Here is a 15,605-nt window from a genome sequence, read left to right on the forward strand (position 1 = left end):
CGATTGAACAGATATGAATTGGCTTGTTAACATTAACTTAACATAAAGACAACGATGAGTTAATTCTGCGATAATACCTTTGCCCGGTTAGTAATTCTTACAATCAAATTCAATGATCATGGAAAACAACGTTCAAACAGCAAAAGAAGTTAAACAGGAAGAAAAACTCCAGGAGGCTTTTAAAGACGAGTATTGGGCAAAAAAATATGATGTTACCATCGATGAATTGAAGAAGGTTGCTGAGATCGGCATTTCCGCTTTAATTATCGAGTCCGGTAAAAAACACAAAACTTTCGCGGTTTAATAATCGCTGAAAGAATTCTCAAATATTTCTTTAGTGCCCTAACGGGGCGGCAAGGCCCATAGGTAAAACTAGTTCATAGTTTGTACCTTTACTCACAATGGCAACAGTTGCGCTTGGCAGCCCTGCGGGTAAATGGGTAATGGTATCCACCATTCTCGCATCGTCTATGGCGTTTATCGATGGTACGGCACTCAATGTAGTACTGCCTGCGCTTCAAAAGGACCTCAATGCCACCGGCGCCGATCTTTTCTGGCTTTTAAATGCCTACCTGCTTATCCTTGCTGCGCTCATTTTGGTAGGTGGATCGTTAGGAGATAAACTGGGCCGGAAAAAAGTATTTATGTGGGGCATCCTGCTGTTCATGGCAGGCTCCATGGCCTGCGGTTTTGCACCGGATGTTTTATACCTGATCGCGTTCCGGATCATCCAGGGTATCGGCGGTGCGCTGATGATACCCGGCAGCCTGTCACTCATCTCCACATCGATTGACGAAAAGGAGCGGGGAAAAGCCATCGGCACCTGGTCGGCATTTACAACTATCCTGATACTTGCCGGGCCCGTGCTTGGCGGCGCCCTTGCCGACGCCGGCCTTTGGCGTTATATATTTTTTATTAATATACCTATCGGTATAATATCGCTGCTTGCGCTCTGGCGAAAAGTAAGCGAAACCCGTGATGAAGATGCCGGCCAGGCCATCGATTTCCCAGGTGCTGTAGCTATTGCACTGGGTTTGGCCCTGCTTACTTTCGGTTTCCTGCGTATGCCCGCGCTTGGGCTTAACCATTGGCAGGTATATGGCTCGCTGATTGCCGGGCTGGTATTATTGATCGCCTTTATTATCATCGAAAACAGAAGTAAACACCCCATGATGCCGCTGGCGCTGTTCTCTAATGCTACTTTCAGCGGTATCAACCTGCTTACATTCTTCCTTTACGCCGGCCTGGGCGCCGGGATGCTCTTTCTTTCGCTCAACATGGTGCAGGCGCAGGGGTACACCCAGCTTCAATCCGGACTTACATTTTTGCCGTTTACCGTTTTGATGATCAGCATCGCCCGGTTTGCAGGTGCCTGGGCCGATAAATTCGGCCCCCGCCTGTTTCTCATTTTCGGTCCGGCCACAGCAGGGGCAGGCCTGCTGCTCTTATCGTTCGTGGGCCAGACGCGCGGCGCGTCCGAATACTGGACTACTTTTTTTCCCGGCATTCTCGTGTTTGGTTTGGGCATGTCGTTTACCGTTGCGCCGCTAACGGCTACCGTAATGGCATCGGTAAGCGATCATTTTTCAGGCACGGCCTCAGGCATCAACAATGCGATGACACGTATATCCAATGTTTTCGCTAACGCTATATTCGGCGCACTGGCTATATTGTTCTTTTCCGGAGCTTTGCAGGATCATATCAAATCCATCCCGCTGGACACAAAACAAAAGCAGGAAGTAATCACCCAGGCGGCCAATCTCGGGAACGCCAAAGTGCCAAAGGGCATCGCCCCGAATCACGAAAAGACCATTGAAATAGCTTATCACCATAGCTTTATATCTGCTTATGCCAATATTATGCGCCTTTCCGCGGGGCTCGCTTTTTTAGGCGCATTGATGGCTGTGTTCTTTATCAGGAATACGGAAGTTAAGAAGGAATAAGATTTGTGCAAAAATCCAGGCCGCGCCCCTGAGGTTGCTTGTATTATCGATAGTATTATTTATTTTTAATACAATTATGCCAGTCGATAAAGATCAAATATTATATGACATCGAGGTGCACTCGCCCGGGGGTATCCGCCGCTATTTTGAGGAGGGCGGAAGTCCTAACGACTGGCTGAATGATGATATGCCGCTGTTCACGATGATGGTGGAAATGTACACGCGAAGCCCCCGCTTTAAGGAATGTGTGCAGGCGTTTATCGACCATGGCCTTCAGTTCGACCTACCCGGCTTGCTGGCTGTTTTTACTGACGATGCAGATAAATTGGAGCAGGTGCTCAAGGTGAATCCAACCCTCGTTAGTCAAACGTATTCCCGCTTCAATAATACTTATACTCCATTGCTCGGCGCCACCCTTTTGCATTTCTGTGCGGAATATAACAGCGTCGATTGCGCCGAAGTATTGGTGAATCACGGAGCCGATATCAATGCCAGGGCCGGCCTCGACGAATATGGCTTTGGTGGCCATACCCCCATTTTCCACACAGTAAATCAAAACAGCGATAATTCAAAGGATATGATGCAGTTTCTGCTGGATCAGGGCGCCGATCTTACGGTCGCAGTTAAAGGGTTGATATGGGGCAAAGGTTACGAATGGGAAACATTCATCCCCGCCGTAAACCCAATTAGCTATGCCATGATGGGCTTGCTTCCCCAGATGCATCGTAAGGATGTTACCGTTGCCGAAACCATATCCGTATTGATGAAGTATGCCTACGGAATGGATTACATGCCGCCGAATGTGCCGAACTCCTATCTTAAATAAGGTGCTAATTCAATAACTCCATCACGTTGTCAATAATATCGGCAAAGTGTTGTTTTGCTCTGATGTAACGCGCATCAACCTCGATACCGCTGATGGTATTACAGATTGTCCGGCTAAGTGCCTTTGCATTTTTTCCGGAAGGTATATCCCCGGTTTTTATTCCCCGCTGTATAGCCTTTGTAAAAAGCTCCTCCATGTTTTGCTGGTGCTCTGTCACAATTTTTGCAACCTGTTCGTTATGTCGCGCAAGCTCAATGCAGCTGTTCACCACAAAGCAGCCCTTGTGCCGGCTGTCGGCGAGTGCTTTCTTAACAATATTTTTCAGCATCAGATCTATTTGCGCCTTAACGTCGCGGCCGTTTTCCAACTCCTCGTTCGCTTCGTTATACAATCGCCCCCGGTACCTTTCAAGTGCCAGTATGAACAATTCCATTTTGTCGCCGAATGCTCCGTACATGCTCGACTTGCTGATACCAAACTCGTTGATCATTTCCTGGGTCGATACACCGTTGTAGCCCTTGTTCCAGAACAGGTCAATGGCCTTATCCAAAACCTCGTCTGTCTCAAATTCCCTGTTACGTGCCATACGTTAAATTTGCCGTACCCATATTTGTGGCACGGCAAAAATATAAATTTTGGACTGATTGGTCTCCATACCGGTTCAGTCGAGCCGGAAAAATACCTTGCCTGTTGTTTTACGGCTTTGCAGCAGTTCAAAGGCCTCCGCTGCCTGGTCGAGTGAGTAGGCGTGCTGCGCAAATAAACGCAACGGCGTTTTGGCAATAAGCTCCAGTAATTCCGGGATGCTTTCCTGTATCTTTTGCGGGTCAAGCGCCGGGAAGGCAAAGCCGGCAAGCGTTTGGTTTTGCCATATCAGTTGCCGCACCTGTTCTGTGGTAATGGTATCATGGTAATTTTGGGCGCCAAAAAGCACTATTCGCCCTCCGGGTGCTATAAGCTTAAAGCTTTCTTCGCCAACTTTACCGGTAAGCATTTGTAATACTACATCAACCCCTTTATCATAGGTGGCGTCTTTTACTTTATCGGCCCAGCCGGGTTGGGTATAGTCAATGGCTGCATCCGCACCTAATGAAGTTGCCAGCTGCAGCTTTTCATCACTTCCGGCCAGGGCAATAACCGTTTTTATTCCCATGGCCTTTGCCAGTTGCACCAGGTAGATGCCTACGCCGCCGGCCGCAGCCTGTATCAAAATGCTCCCTGGCTTGCAGGGCAAAACCTGGTATTTAAGCATAGTATAGGCGGTCATACCCTGCAGCGGGATGGTGATAGCCTCTCCGTAGTCCAGTTGCCCGGGTATGGGTATCAATGCATGGGCTTTTGCAGTAGCGTATTCGGCAAATCCGCCGCTCAGCGCAAACGTCGTAACACGGTCGCCTATGTTTACGCTTTTCACGTCGGAGCCCACATCGCTGACCATGCCTGAAACCTCGAAGCCCATCACAAACGGCAGCTCCTTCCCAAAAGTGAGGTACCTGCCATGTATCTGTTCTACTTCGGCATAGTTTATTCCTGCCGCTTTTACTTTTATCAGCACTTCGTCTGCTGCAAAGGCGGGTAATGGTACATCCGCCACTTGTAAGCTATTTGTACCTTCAAATCCTGTTAATAGTACTGCTTTCATTTCTTTGTTGTCAAATTAATTTTTAAAAATATTGAACCAATCGGTCCACAAAAATATTAAGCGATTTTGATAATGGACCAATCGGGCCGTAATTTATTTATAAAATAAAAACGAACAGACTTGTCTGTTTTAAAAATAATACTTACGTTTGCATCATGAAAAGGAACCAGGTACGAAACCAGATCGTCGAAACCGCTTCGCGCTTATTTTACAAGCAGGGATATAATGCCACGGGTGTCAACCAGATCATCGAGGAGGCCGGGGTGGCCAAGGCTTCGCTGTACCAGCATTTTCATTCGAAGGAAGACCTGTTGGTTGAATACCTGACTATAAAAGGTACTGAGACCGATAATGCCCTGAGAGCCGTGGCCGACAGCCACCGCGAGCCAAAAGGCAAGGTGTTGGCCATATTTGATTTTTTGGCATCGCTGATGGGGCAACAGGAATATTATGGCTGCAACTTCCTTAATATCTCTTCCGAGATACCAACCGGCACCCCACGGCTAACGGAGCTGGTAAAAAAGCAAAAAGATAACGTGCGTGCTATGTTCAGGGAGATACTGAAACCGGTGCATAAGGAAAAACTTGCCGATGAGCTGTACATGCTTTTCGACGCAGCACTGATAACCAACAAAGTACATGGCGATGCCTGGCCGGTAAAGACAGCGCGCAAAATGGCTGAAAAAATATTATAAAAAATTTTATAAAAAATAAACAGACCTGTCTGTATGAATTATATATATGCATTTACGCTGCTTCGGGTGGCGTTGGGGTTAAACATTGGGCTGCACGGATTGGTGCGTATAAAAAACGGCCCGGCATTATTTGTCCGCGCGGTCACAGACGAATTTAAAAATTCGGGCATACCGGCGTGGCTTTTAACCTGGTTTGCAAATGCCCTCCCTTACGCCGAATTGTTTATAGGTATGGCATTAACCGTTGGGCTGGCAACAAATGCAGTACTGGTAGCAGGCTGTATTTTGATGCTGATCCTGTTGCTGGGTAAGAGCCTGGTGGCCGACTGGCAGGTAGTTACTTTCCAGATGATCTATATCCTTATTTACTGCATCCTGCTGGCAGGTATGCATTACAATTCATTTTCAGCCGATGCTTTCATCGGTTCAAATCCATAGGTTTTAAACGATAATTAAAAACAAAATGAAAAAACAAGCAGTGTATTACAAAAACGAGAATGTTGATGGTGTCAACATTTTTTACCGCGAAGCGGGCGACAAAACAAAGCCGTCCATTTTACTTCTGAATGGGTTTCCCTCGTCATCCATCGGGTTCAGGGACCTTATCGATCACCTGAAATATGATTATCATCTTATCGCACCCGATTACCCGGCATTTGGCAACAGCGATGTGCCCTCGCCAGATGACTATGCCTATACTTTCCATAACCTTTCGGTAACGATGGAAAAGTTTATCGATCAGATCGGCCTCAAACAGTTTAGCCTGTATGCCTTCGATTATGGCGGTCCCGTTGGGTTCAGGATCGCAGCACGCCGCCCCGGATTGATCCAGTCACTCATTATCCAGAATGCCAACGCCTACACCGAAGGTATCGGTCCGGCCTTTGGCGTTGCCATGCCGTTTCTGCAAAACCGCACGCCTGAAAATGAGGAGCCAATAAGAGGATTGATGACCCTCGACGGTATAAAAATATTTTACTTCACCGGTGCCGAAGACCCTTCAAGGATCAATCCTGATGGTTACATGAGCGACCTGTATTACCTGAGCCGGCCCGGCCTGGTAGATATCCACCTCGACCTGCTGCACAATTACTCGAGCAACGTAGGCGAATATGGCACCTGGCAGCAATATTTCAGAACACACCAGCCGCCAACCTTGCTGGTTTGGGGTCAGAACGATCCGTTCTTCCCGCTGGCATCTGCTTTAGCCTATAAAAACGATCTTCCTGCCGCCGAGTTATTTACCTACAATACCAGCCATTTTGCACTGGAAGAGTATGGCGGGGAAATAGCCGCCAACATCAGTGATTTTTTGTCGAAAAATAATATTTCCTAAAAATATACGCTTGACAAAACAGACTTGTCTGTGTACTGTCGATTGGGTTTACTGCTATTTGTTTGCGTCAACGGCGTTAAGATAGGCAGCTCACTGTTGAATTGTTAAAAAAGGGGCCACCGGTACGGCGGCCCCTTAAACGCCAGGTTCCAATTATCACTATCTTCCTTCAGCCTGGGCAATAACTTCTTTATTCAAGCGGATATATTCCGCGCTATTTTCGTCTGTTGCTAATTTCAACCCATCGTTTGCCGTTGCTATCGCTCCTTTTTTATCTCCCGCCTTTAACTGGATACGTGCTTTCCAATATTTTACATTAAAAGCATTGGGTTGATTTTTATCGTGGATCGTTATCCACTCCAGCGCTTTTGAAATGTCTTTATCATGGTTGTAATAATAAATTGAGGCAAAATAATAAGGCTTCTTTTCGCCCTGCATCAGTTTATCAATGTTCGACATTACCTGCGCGTCCATATCGGTTGTCAAATGCAACGCCACTTCGGTATTCTCCCAGTCAAGCAACAGCGAACACCCGGTATTGGTTGCGTCAACAAAATTGATAGTTAGTGTTTCGTTAAATCGCGGAGCCTTCATCACCGGTACTTTGAAACGCACCAGGTCGTCGCTTTCCTTGTAGTTGTAGGCGCCCCATTGTTTTGCAGTTTTGTTCAGTATAAAAGTCCAGTCTTTCTCACCCGGGATGCTGAAAAGAGCGTATTCACCGGCAGGTACTTTTTGACCCTCAATGGTAACCTCGTCGGTAAATTGCAGGGTGGTGGCATAATTGGCCCCGGTGCGCCAAACCAGGCCATAGGGCTCCATCTGCCCAAAAACTTTACGGCCTTTTACGTTGGGCCGCGAATAGGTGAGCGTGATCTTTCCCAAACCGAGTTCCTGAGTAATGATCTGTTTGGTACTGGGTTGAGGAATCACCAGGTCCTGCGCCTGGGTGTTTAGTGAGCCGAACGCAAAAAGCGCGGCCAGGTAGATAAATGTTTTTTTCATGTAGTACTTAGTTTGATTTTTTAAAACAGCTGTAAGCGAGCTAATAAAAGTACTACCGACGAGGGATAAAGGTTGCCGCATCGCCAGCTTTGGGAACTTTCGCACATTTTTTTGATGTGTCAGAGGTAGCACCGATATAAATTTGATCGTATATTTGTGTATAGAGTACGTAAACGGTAAACATAAATTCCGGAAACAAAAAAGGCCCTTGAGGGCCTTTTAGAAGTAGCGGGGAGCAGGATCGAACTGCCGACCTTAGGGTTATGAATCCTACGCTCTAACCATCTGAGCTACCCCGCCGTAATATTTTTTTCTCCTTTTTTTGCCCTGATTTTTTACAAGGTTTTCGTAAAAAACGGCCCCATCTTTCTTTAAACATCATTCTGTATATCAGTATACAAGGTCAGCTTCAAATAAAGGGCCTTAGCTGTAAAAAGAGTTTGCAAATATAGCAGAAATTCATTTCCTTTAGAAAAAATGTGAAGATTTGCTGCAAGCAGATAAGCGCTGACCGATTTCCCCTATGTCTGAGAAGAAGAAATTTAATATTGAGTACGAGATAAAATCATCCCCCAGGATATTATATGGTTTTTTGAGTGAACCTAACGGGCTCACCCAGTGGTTTGCAGATGATGTGAGCGTTCGGGACCAGGTTTATACCTTTACCTGGGATGGCGAACAGCAAAAAGCGAAGCTGCTGGCTACTAAAGAAAATAAGCTGGTGCGTTTCAAATGGGTCGACGACGAGCCCCAGTGTTATTTCGAAATGGAAATACTGCAGGACGAGCTAACCAATGATGTGGCCCTGAGTATTACTGATTTTGCTACCGAGGAAGCTATCGCAGAAAGAAAATTGATCTGGGATAATCAGATAGAGTACCTTATAAGCGTTTTAGGTGCATAGGGATTCTAATTTTCCCTAATTTTGCATCGTGAAGAAAATTCATCTTTTAATCCTTAGATCTTTTATCAGGCCGTTCGCCGTCACGTTTGGTATTGTGATGTTTGTGTTGCTGATGTTATTCCTGTTTAAGTACATCGACGACCTTATCGGCAAAGGATTTGAGTGGTACACTATTCTTCAGCTGATGATGTATGCTTCGGCCACCAACGTAGCCATGGCGTTGCCATTATCAGTGCTGCTGTCGTCCATTATGACTTATGGTAGCCTGGGCGAAAACTATGAACTGGTTGCCATTAAGGCCGCAGGTATATCACTGCGCAGGGCTATGTATCCCATGATTGTCGTGGTGGCTATACTCAGTATAGCGGCATTTATATTTTCGGATAATATGTTGCCTGTTGCCAATCGCAAATATTACTCCCTGTTGTATGATGTCCGTCAGCAAAAATCAGCCAGCCTGTTACCCGAAGGCGTATTCAGTAACTCATTTCCCGATTATTCTATACGCGTAAGCCGCAAGGACCGCGATGGGCAAACGTTGCATGGTGTAATGATATACACCAAAAATCAGGCGGATAACAACCTGAATGTACTGCTGGCCAAAGAGGGGTTAATGTATCGTACCCCTGATAACCAGTTCCTGATATTAAAACTTAAAGATGGTGTAAGGTACGACGAAACTACAGGTGACAAAGGCTTGGAGGACCGACAACGCTTTACCCGTTTCCGTTTCAAAGAGACCGAACAGATATTCGATCTTTCATTTATGAAATTGCACCGTACCGACGAGAACCTCTTCCGGCAGGCTGTACAAATGATGGACCTGAAGCAGTTAAAATATTTTGGCGATTCGACCAAACGGCAGGCCGATAGCGCGCTTAGCGTCAATTATAAACTGATAAGCCCTTATATAAAATATTGTACCATACCTAAAAAAAGCGCTGCCGGTATAAAATATGTAGCTTTCAACAAAAAAAACTCACTCGACGGGCTTAGCATGAACCAAAAACTGGCCGCGATTTCCAATGCTTCCAACGAAGTGCGTTCGCTACAGGATATTATTAAGAACCGGGCCGATTTTTATAAGGAAACTTTCAAAAGCCTGCGCCGCTTTGACGTGGAATACCAGAAGAAATTTACTTTATCCGCCGCTTGTATAGCCTTGTTCCTTATCGGTGCCCCGTTGGGCGCCATTATTCGTAAGGGCGGGCTTGGTATGCCTGTAGTGGTTTCGGTAATATTCTTCCTTATCTATTACATCATATCAACTATTGGCGAAAAATCGGTAAAGGACGGGGATATTTCGCCGTTCGTTGGCATGTGGATAGCCATCCTGGTGCTTACGCCGATAGGCTTGTTCCTGTCGTACAAAGCGGCGAACGATTCGGCCCTGTTCGATATGGAAGTGTATAAGAAATTTTTTAACAGGTTGGTTAGAAGGAATGAACAATGATAAAAGGCGCTTAAGCAACTTTTACAAATAATAGACCGTAAATGGATTGCAGATAGGTTAAATTTGTAAAAATACCTCTAATACAGTTTATACCAGAGTAATGCTAAATACCATACAGGAAGCCATTGAGGCCATAAAAGCCGGCAAAACAATAATAGTAGTTGATGATGAGGACCGCGAAAATGAAGGTGATTTCCTGACCGCCGCGCATAATGCAACTCCCGAGACTATAAACTTCATGATACGCCATGGCAGGGGGCTTGTTTGCGCCCCGGTTACGGCGCAGCGTGCCCAGGAGTTGGAGCTCGACCTGATGGTGAGCCACAATACAACCTCGCACGAAACTAATTTTACGGTTTCTGTCGACCTGCTGGCAGGGTGCACAACCGGTATTTCGGCGTCTGACCGTTCACGAACGGTGCTTTCACTTATCGATCCGGCTACCGTACCGTCTGACCTGGGCCGTCCCGGGCATATTTTCCCGCTGATCGCAAAGGATGGTGGGGTATTGCGCAGGGCAGGACACACCGAGGCTGCTATCGACCTGGCAGTACTGGCCGGTTTTGAGCCCGCCGGCGTTATTTGCGAGATAGTAAAGGAAGACGGCGAAATGGCGCGCCTGCCCGATCTTTTACAGATGGCTAAGGATTTTGATCTGAAGATAGTTTCTATCAAGGACCTGATCGAATACCGCCTCACCGCTGAAACACTCATTCATAAAGAGATTTCCGTCAAAATGCCCACCCAATGGGGCGATTTCGATATGATAGCCTACACCCAGCTGGATACCGGCGAACATCACCTGGCGCTGGTTAAGGGATCGTGGGAGCCTGATGAACCTGTGCTGGTGCGTGTGCATAGTTCCTGCGTTACCGGCGATATTTTCGGCTCCTGCCGCTGCGATTGCGGGCCCCAGTTACACAAGGCCATGCAGATGATAAGCGAAGAGGGCAAGGGCGTAGTAGTTTACATGAACCAGGAGGGCCGCGGTATTGGCCTTATCAATAAACTAAAGGCCTATCACTTGCAGGAGAACGGTTTGGACACCGTAGAGGCCAATCTTAAGCTTGGCTTCAAGATGGATCAGCGCGACTATGGCATTGGCGCCCAGATATTGCGTAGCCTCGGCGTATCAAAAATGCGCCTGATGAGCAATAATCCCAAGAAAAGGGCAGGGTTGGTTGGTTACGGGCTCGAAGTGGTAGATAATGTCCCGATCGAGATCACGCCAAACCCGCACAACGAGGCTTACCTGAAAACCAAGCGCGATAAAATGGATCATACCATTTTGCTCGATCATTAATTACCATCTGATGCTTTTGCGCTTGCATTATCTGTGGGCGTGGGTGGCGGTGGTGTCGATGGGGTGATCTTCGGCTCGGGTAATGGATTTACGGGGCGCTTTTTGCCTGGGTGGAAAATGTTTCTTATAAACTCTCCGAAGGTGTCAAAGTCGCGCTGGTAGATCAAACCCAGCGCATTCACATATTGGGCGCTCGACAGATCGAAATTGGTTTGCGAAGTATTGAGTATCCTGTAAGAGTACCGTGCATTCAGGCTGCCGTTTTTAAGTATCAGGTATTGTGCGCTAAAGTCTTTCGACAAATTGTTAAAATTCGAATTAAACAAACTTGACGAGTTATAAAATAATTGGCCACTCTGGTCGGTATTGGAATAAAGACTTCCGCTTAATACAACCCGGTCGTGCAAAAGGTGTACGGTTGCGCTGGCATCATTAAAAGAACGGATGTTCAGGTCGAGGTTCCTGATAGCGTTTGAATGCGCTATGAGCGAATTCAGCTTGGTAAAAAACAGCTCATTTACGGCGCTCGTGAGTGCCTGGTTTGTGAATTGCGAATTTCCCGTTCCCGATGAAAAGTTCCTGGTTACAATTACACTCAATGCCTGCTGACTACGGTTATTATAATCATTAAGATAGGTTCCCAGGTCATCCTTTATGCCCGGGTCCGTGGGGAAGGTAAAATCGAAATCTATGACAGGCAGCAACAACGATTTTGTCAGTATAAGTTCGGCCTGCACCAACACAACCGTAGCATTTGCTTTTGCCGAATTTGAGGTCTGTCCTGCCGCGACATACAAAGGCTGCACATTTGTCCTTACTTCGTAAATAGCGTGCATGTTGATCTCTGCATTGGTCGGGTCTCCCGTCCACCGGATAGTGCCGCCCTGCGTTACCTGGAAATTTTTACTTACCACATCTTTGGCGACAAATTCAAATTTGCCGTTTGTAATCAGGTAGTTGCCATACATGTTAAAATCGCCCAGGCTGCTGATGTTCAGTTTTAAGTTGTTCGCAACACCTGTGCCTTCAAGCTTACCGTAGCTGGTGGTTATCTTTACCGTTGTTTTCTCATCAACACTCAGGTCGAAATTAAGCGTAATGCCATGAAACGCTCTGGGGCCTTTTACGGCCTTTGCAGTATCATTTGGGGTAACGTAATGTATAAATTCATAGTCCTCGGCTGTCGAGGATGTATTCAATGGGATGTTAAATACGGTACCGGCATTCGTCCTTGCCTTGATATCGATATTCATATTGTCGGTAGGGCCGCTAAAATTAAAGCTCCCGGTTGCATAGGCCGTTCCAAAGTACAGGTGATTGTCTTTGAACGTTGTATTCAACGCCATCAGGTTATTTGCTTCCAGTTGAACTTCGATGTCAGGGTTCGACAGGTCGTTCAGGTCAACTTTACCGTTTGCAATACCTTCGCCACCTTTTATATCTTTTAGTACCATGTTATCAACACTGATAACACTGTTCGCGACATTCAGCTTATTATTTACCGTGTATGCCGTTTTCAAATAATTAACAGTTACGCCGGTATTTTCAAGGGTGACGCTTCCGTTCAACTGTGGGTCAGCCAGCGATCCCGTCAGTTTCAGATCCGAAGAAATCGTGCCTTTCAGGTTCGATACCAGGTCCTTTACAAACGGTTCAAATATGATCGCTTCGCTTTGATTCATCTTAAGCGCAAAGTTTAGCGATTCATCACTGCTCTTTCCCAGCAGGTAGGAGCCGGTTACATCCATTGTTTTCAGCCCCCTGTTTACAATGTTCATGTTCACATTGGCCCTGGTGCGGTTACTGTCAAGCGCCGAAACAATTTTAACATCACCTATCAGCGTTTTGTTCATCGTGAACGAATCGATGGCCAGGTGCGAGTTGAACGTCGGAGCCTTTGTTAACGAGGTTAAAACAACATCCCCGTTTAACGTCCCCTTCATTTTTACATCTGCTGCCTTGGTAAGCTGGTCGAGGGTAGTCATGCTGAATTTATCAAACTCCACCTTCAGCTTATCTGCCGGGTCGTCCGACACAAACCCATTTATTTTCACCTTTTGATTCCCGTTTGCCAGTTCAAACCCGGATATCTGTGTCTTTCCATCCAATAATCTTATCCTCACCTGGTTATCAATGCGCCAGTTTTGATGTTCCAGTATTACATCCGAAGGCAGTATCTTCAGGCGGGCGGTTGTATCCCGCGCAAATTGCACCAGTCCGTAAAGGTCCAGCTGGTTTGCAGCGTCTTTATCAGCCAGCTTTATGTTGAAGTTGAGACTGTCTTTTTTCAGAAAATTCGTCACATCAATATTTTTGATGATCAGGCTGTCCGTTATGTTGATGCTGCTTAACGATAAGTTCAGCCCCAGGTAATCGTTGTTGGTGCTTTCGTCTATAATAAGATCGTGGAAAACGGTACTGCCCAATTGTATGGTCTTTACATACCCGTTAAATACCGCTGTCTTCTTTTCCGAATCGAACTGACCTATAAATGTTCCCCTGTCGGGCACTTTCAGGTTCGATACAAAAAAAGCCAGGAAGGGATCAATATTTTTAACCTGCAGGTTGAACGTAAAATTTTGCGTGTTGGGCGGTACGATGTCAGTTTTTAGCGATGGGATATATTTTTTGATAATAGTTTTAAAATAGGAGGGAAGCGTGGCGAGGTCGTAATTTCCCTTCAGGCTGCCATCCGCCATGTCAGATTTCAGGACGATCTCCCTGTTGTCGCCAATACCACTGGCCGCCAGGTACACCGAATCAACAACGTAGTTAGTACGCGGATCGACTATCCTGAGATTGGATAAAAGGAATTTTCCTTCCGTGTTATTTAGCGTATTACCGGCAAAATCAGTTTTGATATTACCACTCATGGTGATCGTATCCTTAGCCAGTTTCAGCACATACAGGTTCGCATTGTTAACGTTGGCGGCGAAGTTATATGCGGGCAATTTCGAGTCCAGATCGACACTGCCATTGGCATCCAGTTCAATATTCCTGTCGTTAATGGTTAGCTCGCCTTTGGCAACTTCTTTTATCAGCGAGCCATTAAAGGTAACATTGCTGTAATCGTACGACTTAAAGCGGATGTGACTTATCTGGGCGTTCAGTTTGGTATTCAGGGTTTTCAGGTCGTCGCCGCTGCCCTTCACATTGGCCGTAAGGCTGGTACGACCGACAATGTCGGTTTCAAGCAGTTTGCCAAGGTCAAAATTTGAAGTAGCTATTTTCCCGCTGTACGATGGCGTTCCTTTCCTGCTTATTTTCAGGTTCAGGTCCGGATCAAACCGGCCAAGCGCTGTTTTGAAGGTGCCAAATGCTACAAAGTCGTTTTGCAAGCCTGTGAACTTCCCTTTGAAGCTTATTTCGCCAAATTTCGCAATAATATCAGGCACTTTGGCCCTCGGTTGCCCGCTGAAATTGCTGTAAAGAAAATCCAGGTCCTTTTTATTGGTGGCAACCTGCTCAAAATTTAGCTCCATGAAGGTGTTGTTCCAATCGGGTAATCCTTTGATGTTAAAGTCGCCTTTTACATAAGTGGCCTGCCCCCCGGTTATTAACAGGTCTTCCGTCCGCAGGTCGTTCACACGCCCGCGTATCCTGCCGTCGAGCCCCAGGTCGAACTTTGTCTTGTCTAAGCCGTCGGCAAAGTATGCTATGTCACTTGAGGATATTTCCGATGTTTTAAAATCCGCATCCATGTAAACGCGGTCCTCGATATGGTCAAAATCGTCAAATGATTTGAATTTCATCCGGAAATAGTTCTTCAGATCCGAATGTGCCGTTTGAATATGCATATCGCGCACTACTATCTCGTTGGTGTCGATGGTTGCGCGCCCGACAAAGTCTTTTAAATAAAAGCCGCTCTTATCTTCTTTTAACGTTAGTTTCCTGATATCCCCTTTAAAAATATGATGAACTATATCCATGTCGCGGATATCGGCGCTGAAGTTTTTTACATCTATGTCATCAAAATTTACCTGGCGCATCAGCGTATCCACGTTCTGGTTCCTGTACCGGAAATGTAAATTGTTCAGTACGATCTTTTCAAAATCAATGGTCCAGGGTTTGCCCGGCTTTTTTACTTTGGTGGTATCAGGCGGCGAACTAAAGTAGTCGATTATGAATTTCAGGTTGCTGTTCCCGTCTTTTTGTTTTTTGAGGTATACCGACGCGTTGTCAAGTTGGATGAGGCTAAGGTCCAGACGCTTCTTTTTGATGCTGCTAAAAAGTGTGAAACCATTTATGGCAACCTCTAGTTTAGGGGTGTTGATGAGGGTGTCTTTGTTTTTATCAAGTACATAAAAGCCCTCGAGTACCACGGACGTGAATGGCTTAAAATACAGGCTGTTAATATTGACTTTGGTATGAAGACTGTCCGACAGGGATGCGGCTACTTTTCTGGCGGCCCAGGTTTGCACGGGTTTATACTGGAAAACCAGCAACACAATGCTGAACAACAGCAGTATCACCAGCACAAAACCCAGCAGTATTTTAA

At 46.2% G+C, this 15,605-nt stretch carries 13 protein-coding genes and 1 tRNA gene; 9 read left to right on the forward strand and 5 right to left on the reverse strand.

The window, feature by feature from the left end; all coding sequences use genetic code 11:
* The first annotated feature begins 118 nt into the window (after positions 1 to 118).
* The 3 genes from FRZ54_RS09685 (at position 119) to FRZ54_RS09695 (ending at position 2,769) form a co-directional block, all read left to right on the forward strand.
* A complete protein-coding gene (locus tag FRZ54_RS09685; RefSeq protein WP_147031413.1) occupies positions 119 to 304 on the forward strand; it encodes a hypothetical protein in 186 nt (61 codons plus the stop codon).
* Between the two features lie 97 nt (positions 305 to 401).
* A complete protein-coding gene (locus tag FRZ54_RS09690) occupies positions 402 to 1,943 on the forward strand; it encodes an MFS transporter (protein WP_147031414.1) in 1,542 nt (513 codons plus the stop codon).
* A gap of 76 nt (positions 1,944 to 2,019) precedes the next feature.
* Positions 2,020 to 2,769, forward strand: coding sequence for an ankyrin repeat domain-containing protein (locus FRZ54_RS09695; RefSeq protein WP_147031415.1), 750 nt, complete (start codon positions 2,020 to 2,022; stop codon positions 2,767 to 2,769).
* 4 nt (positions 2,770 to 2,773) lie between these two features.
* Here FRZ54_RS09695 and FRZ54_RS09700 read toward each other — a convergent pair whose 3' ends face one another.
* Together FRZ54_RS09700 and FRZ54_RS09705 are read right to left on the reverse strand one after the other, a co-directional pair.
* Entirely contained in the window at positions 2,774 to 3,355 is a 582-nt protein-coding gene (locus FRZ54_RS09700; RefSeq protein WP_147031416.1) for a TetR/AcrR family transcriptional regulator, read from the reverse strand.
* Positions 3,356 to 3,430: 75 nt separating this feature from the next.
* Positions 3,431 to 4,411, reverse strand: a complete 981-nt coding sequence (locus FRZ54_RS09705; RefSeq protein WP_147031417.1) for a quinone oxidoreductase family protein — start codon at positions 4,409 to 4,411, stop codon at positions 3,431 to 3,433.
* Between the two features lie 155 nt (positions 4,412 to 4,566).
* Here FRZ54_RS09705 and FRZ54_RS09710 point away from each other — a divergent pair, with 155 nt between their 5' ends.
* The 3 genes from FRZ54_RS09710 to FRZ54_RS09720 are packed head-to-tail and all read left to right on the forward strand — an operon-like array spanning position 4,567 to position 6,442.
* On the forward strand, positions 4,567 to 5,106 hold the full coding sequence (locus FRZ54_RS09710; protein ID WP_147031418.1) for a TetR/AcrR family transcriptional regulator: 540 nt from the start codon (positions 4,567 to 4,569) through the stop codon (positions 5,104 to 5,106).
* Between the two features lie 33 nt (positions 5,107 to 5,139).
* On the forward strand, positions 5,140 to 5,544 hold the full coding sequence (locus FRZ54_RS09715) for a DoxX family membrane protein (protein WP_147031419.1): 405 nt from the start codon (positions 5,140 to 5,142) through the stop codon (positions 5,542 to 5,544).
* A gap of 25 nt (positions 5,545 to 5,569) precedes the next feature.
* Positions 5,570 to 6,442: an alpha/beta fold hydrolase gene (locus FRZ54_RS09720; protein ID WP_147031420.1), complete on the forward strand. Its 873-nt coding sequence runs from the start codon at positions 5,570 to 5,572 to the stop codon at positions 6,440 to 6,442.
* Positions 6,443 to 6,601: 159 nt separating this feature from the next.
* On the opposite strand, the gene FRZ54_RS09725 is transcribed toward FRZ54_RS09720, so the two are convergent.
* Together FRZ54_RS09725 and FRZ54_RS09730 are read right to left on the reverse strand one after the other, a co-directional pair.
* Positions 6,602 to 7,447, reverse strand: a complete 846-nt coding sequence (locus FRZ54_RS09725; protein WP_147031421.1) for a DUF2911 domain-containing protein — start codon at positions 7,445 to 7,447, stop codon at positions 6,602 to 6,604.
* 226 nt (positions 7,448 to 7,673) lie between these two features.
* Positions 7,674 to 7,747 (reverse strand) — tRNA-Met (locus tag FRZ54_RS09730).
* Positions 7,748 to 7,970: 223 nt separating this feature from the next.
* Here FRZ54_RS09730 and FRZ54_RS09735 point away from each other — a divergent pair.
* The 3 genes from FRZ54_RS09735 to FRZ54_RS09745 all read left to right on the forward strand — a co-directional run bounded on the left by FRZ54_RS09735 (position 7,971) and on the right by FRZ54_RS09745 (position 11,107).
* A complete protein-coding gene (locus FRZ54_RS09735; RefSeq protein WP_147031422.1) occupies positions 7,971 to 8,351 on the forward strand; it encodes an START-like domain-containing protein in 381 nt (126 codons plus the stop codon).
* A gap of 28 nt (positions 8,352 to 8,379) precedes the next feature.
* A complete protein-coding gene (locus tag FRZ54_RS09740; RefSeq protein WP_147031423.1) occupies positions 8,380 to 9,804 on the forward strand; it encodes an LptF/LptG family permease in 1,425 nt (474 codons plus the stop codon).
* Positions 9,805 to 9,904: 100 nt separating this feature from the next.
* Positions 9,905 to 11,107: a bifunctional 3,4-dihydroxy-2-butanone-4-phosphate synthase/GTP cyclohydrolase II gene (locus tag FRZ54_RS09745; protein ID WP_147031424.1), complete on the forward strand. Its 1,203-nt coding sequence runs from the start codon at positions 9,905 to 9,907 to the stop codon at positions 11,105 to 11,107.
* On the opposite strand, the gene FRZ54_RS09750 is transcribed toward FRZ54_RS09745, so the two are convergent.
* The gene (locus FRZ54_RS09750; protein ID WP_147031425.1) at positions 11,104 to 15,585 is read right to left on the reverse strand and encodes a translocation/assembly module TamB domain-containing protein; all 4,482 of its coding nucleotides are present in this window, start codon (positions 15,583 to 15,585) and stop codon (positions 11,104 to 11,106) included. The two genes, FRZ54_RS09745 and FRZ54_RS09750, sit on opposite strands and share 4 nt — an antisense overlap.
* Between the last annotated feature and the right edge of the window lie 20 nt (positions 15,586 to 15,605).

The sequence above is a fragment of the Mucilaginibacter ginsenosidivorans genome (genome assembly GCF_007971025.1).
GTDB classification, from domain to species: domain Bacteria; phylum Bacteroidota; class Bacteroidia; order Sphingobacteriales; family Sphingobacteriaceae; genus Mucilaginibacter; species Mucilaginibacter ginsenosidivorans.

What these genes read in the sequence shown, in the direction of transcription:
- FRZ54_RS09715 (WP_147031419.1), top strand. Translation starts at nt 5,140, where the DNA reads ATGAATTATATATATGCATTTACGCTGCTTCGGGTGGCGTTGGGGTTA.
- FRZ54_RS09725 (WP_147031421.1), bottom strand. Translation starts at nt 7,447, where the DNA reads ATGAAAAAAACATTTATCTACCTGGCCGCGCTTTTTGCGTTCGGCTCA.
- FRZ54_RS09690 (WP_147031414.1), top strand. Translation starts at nt 402, where the DNA reads ATGGCAACAGTTGCGCTTGGCAGCCCTGCGGGTAAATGGGTAATGGTA.
- FRZ54_RS09685 (WP_147031413.1), top strand. Translation starts at nt 119, where the DNA reads ATGGAAAACAACGTTCAAACAGCAAAAGAAGTTAAACAGGAAGAAAAA.
- FRZ54_RS09705 (WP_147031417.1), bottom strand. Translation starts at nt 4,411, where the DNA reads ATGAAAGCAGTACTATTAACAGGATTTGAAGGTACAAATAGCTTACAA.
- FRZ54_RS09710 (WP_147031418.1), top strand. Translation starts at nt 4,567, where the DNA reads ATGAAAAGGAACCAGGTACGAAACCAGATCGTCGAAACCGCTTCGCGC.
- FRZ54_RS09700 (WP_147031416.1), bottom strand. Translation starts at nt 3,355, where the DNA reads ATGGCACGTAACAGGGAATTTGAGACAGACGAGGTTTTGGATAAGGCC.
- FRZ54_RS09745 (WP_147031424.1), top strand. Translation starts at nt 9,905, where the DNA reads ATGCTAAATACCATACAGGAAGCCATTGAGGCCATAAAAGCCGGCAAA.
- FRZ54_RS09735 (WP_147031422.1), top strand. Translation starts at nt 7,971, where the DNA reads ATGTCTGAGAAGAAGAAATTTAATATTGAGTACGAGATAAAATCATCC.
- FRZ54_RS09695 (WP_147031415.1), top strand. Translation starts at nt 2,020, where the DNA reads ATGCCAGTCGATAAAGATCAAATATTATATGACATCGAGGTGCACTCG.
- FRZ54_RS09720 (WP_147031420.1), top strand. Translation starts at nt 5,570, where the DNA reads ATGAAAAAACAAGCAGTGTATTACAAAAACGAGAATGTTGATGGTGTC.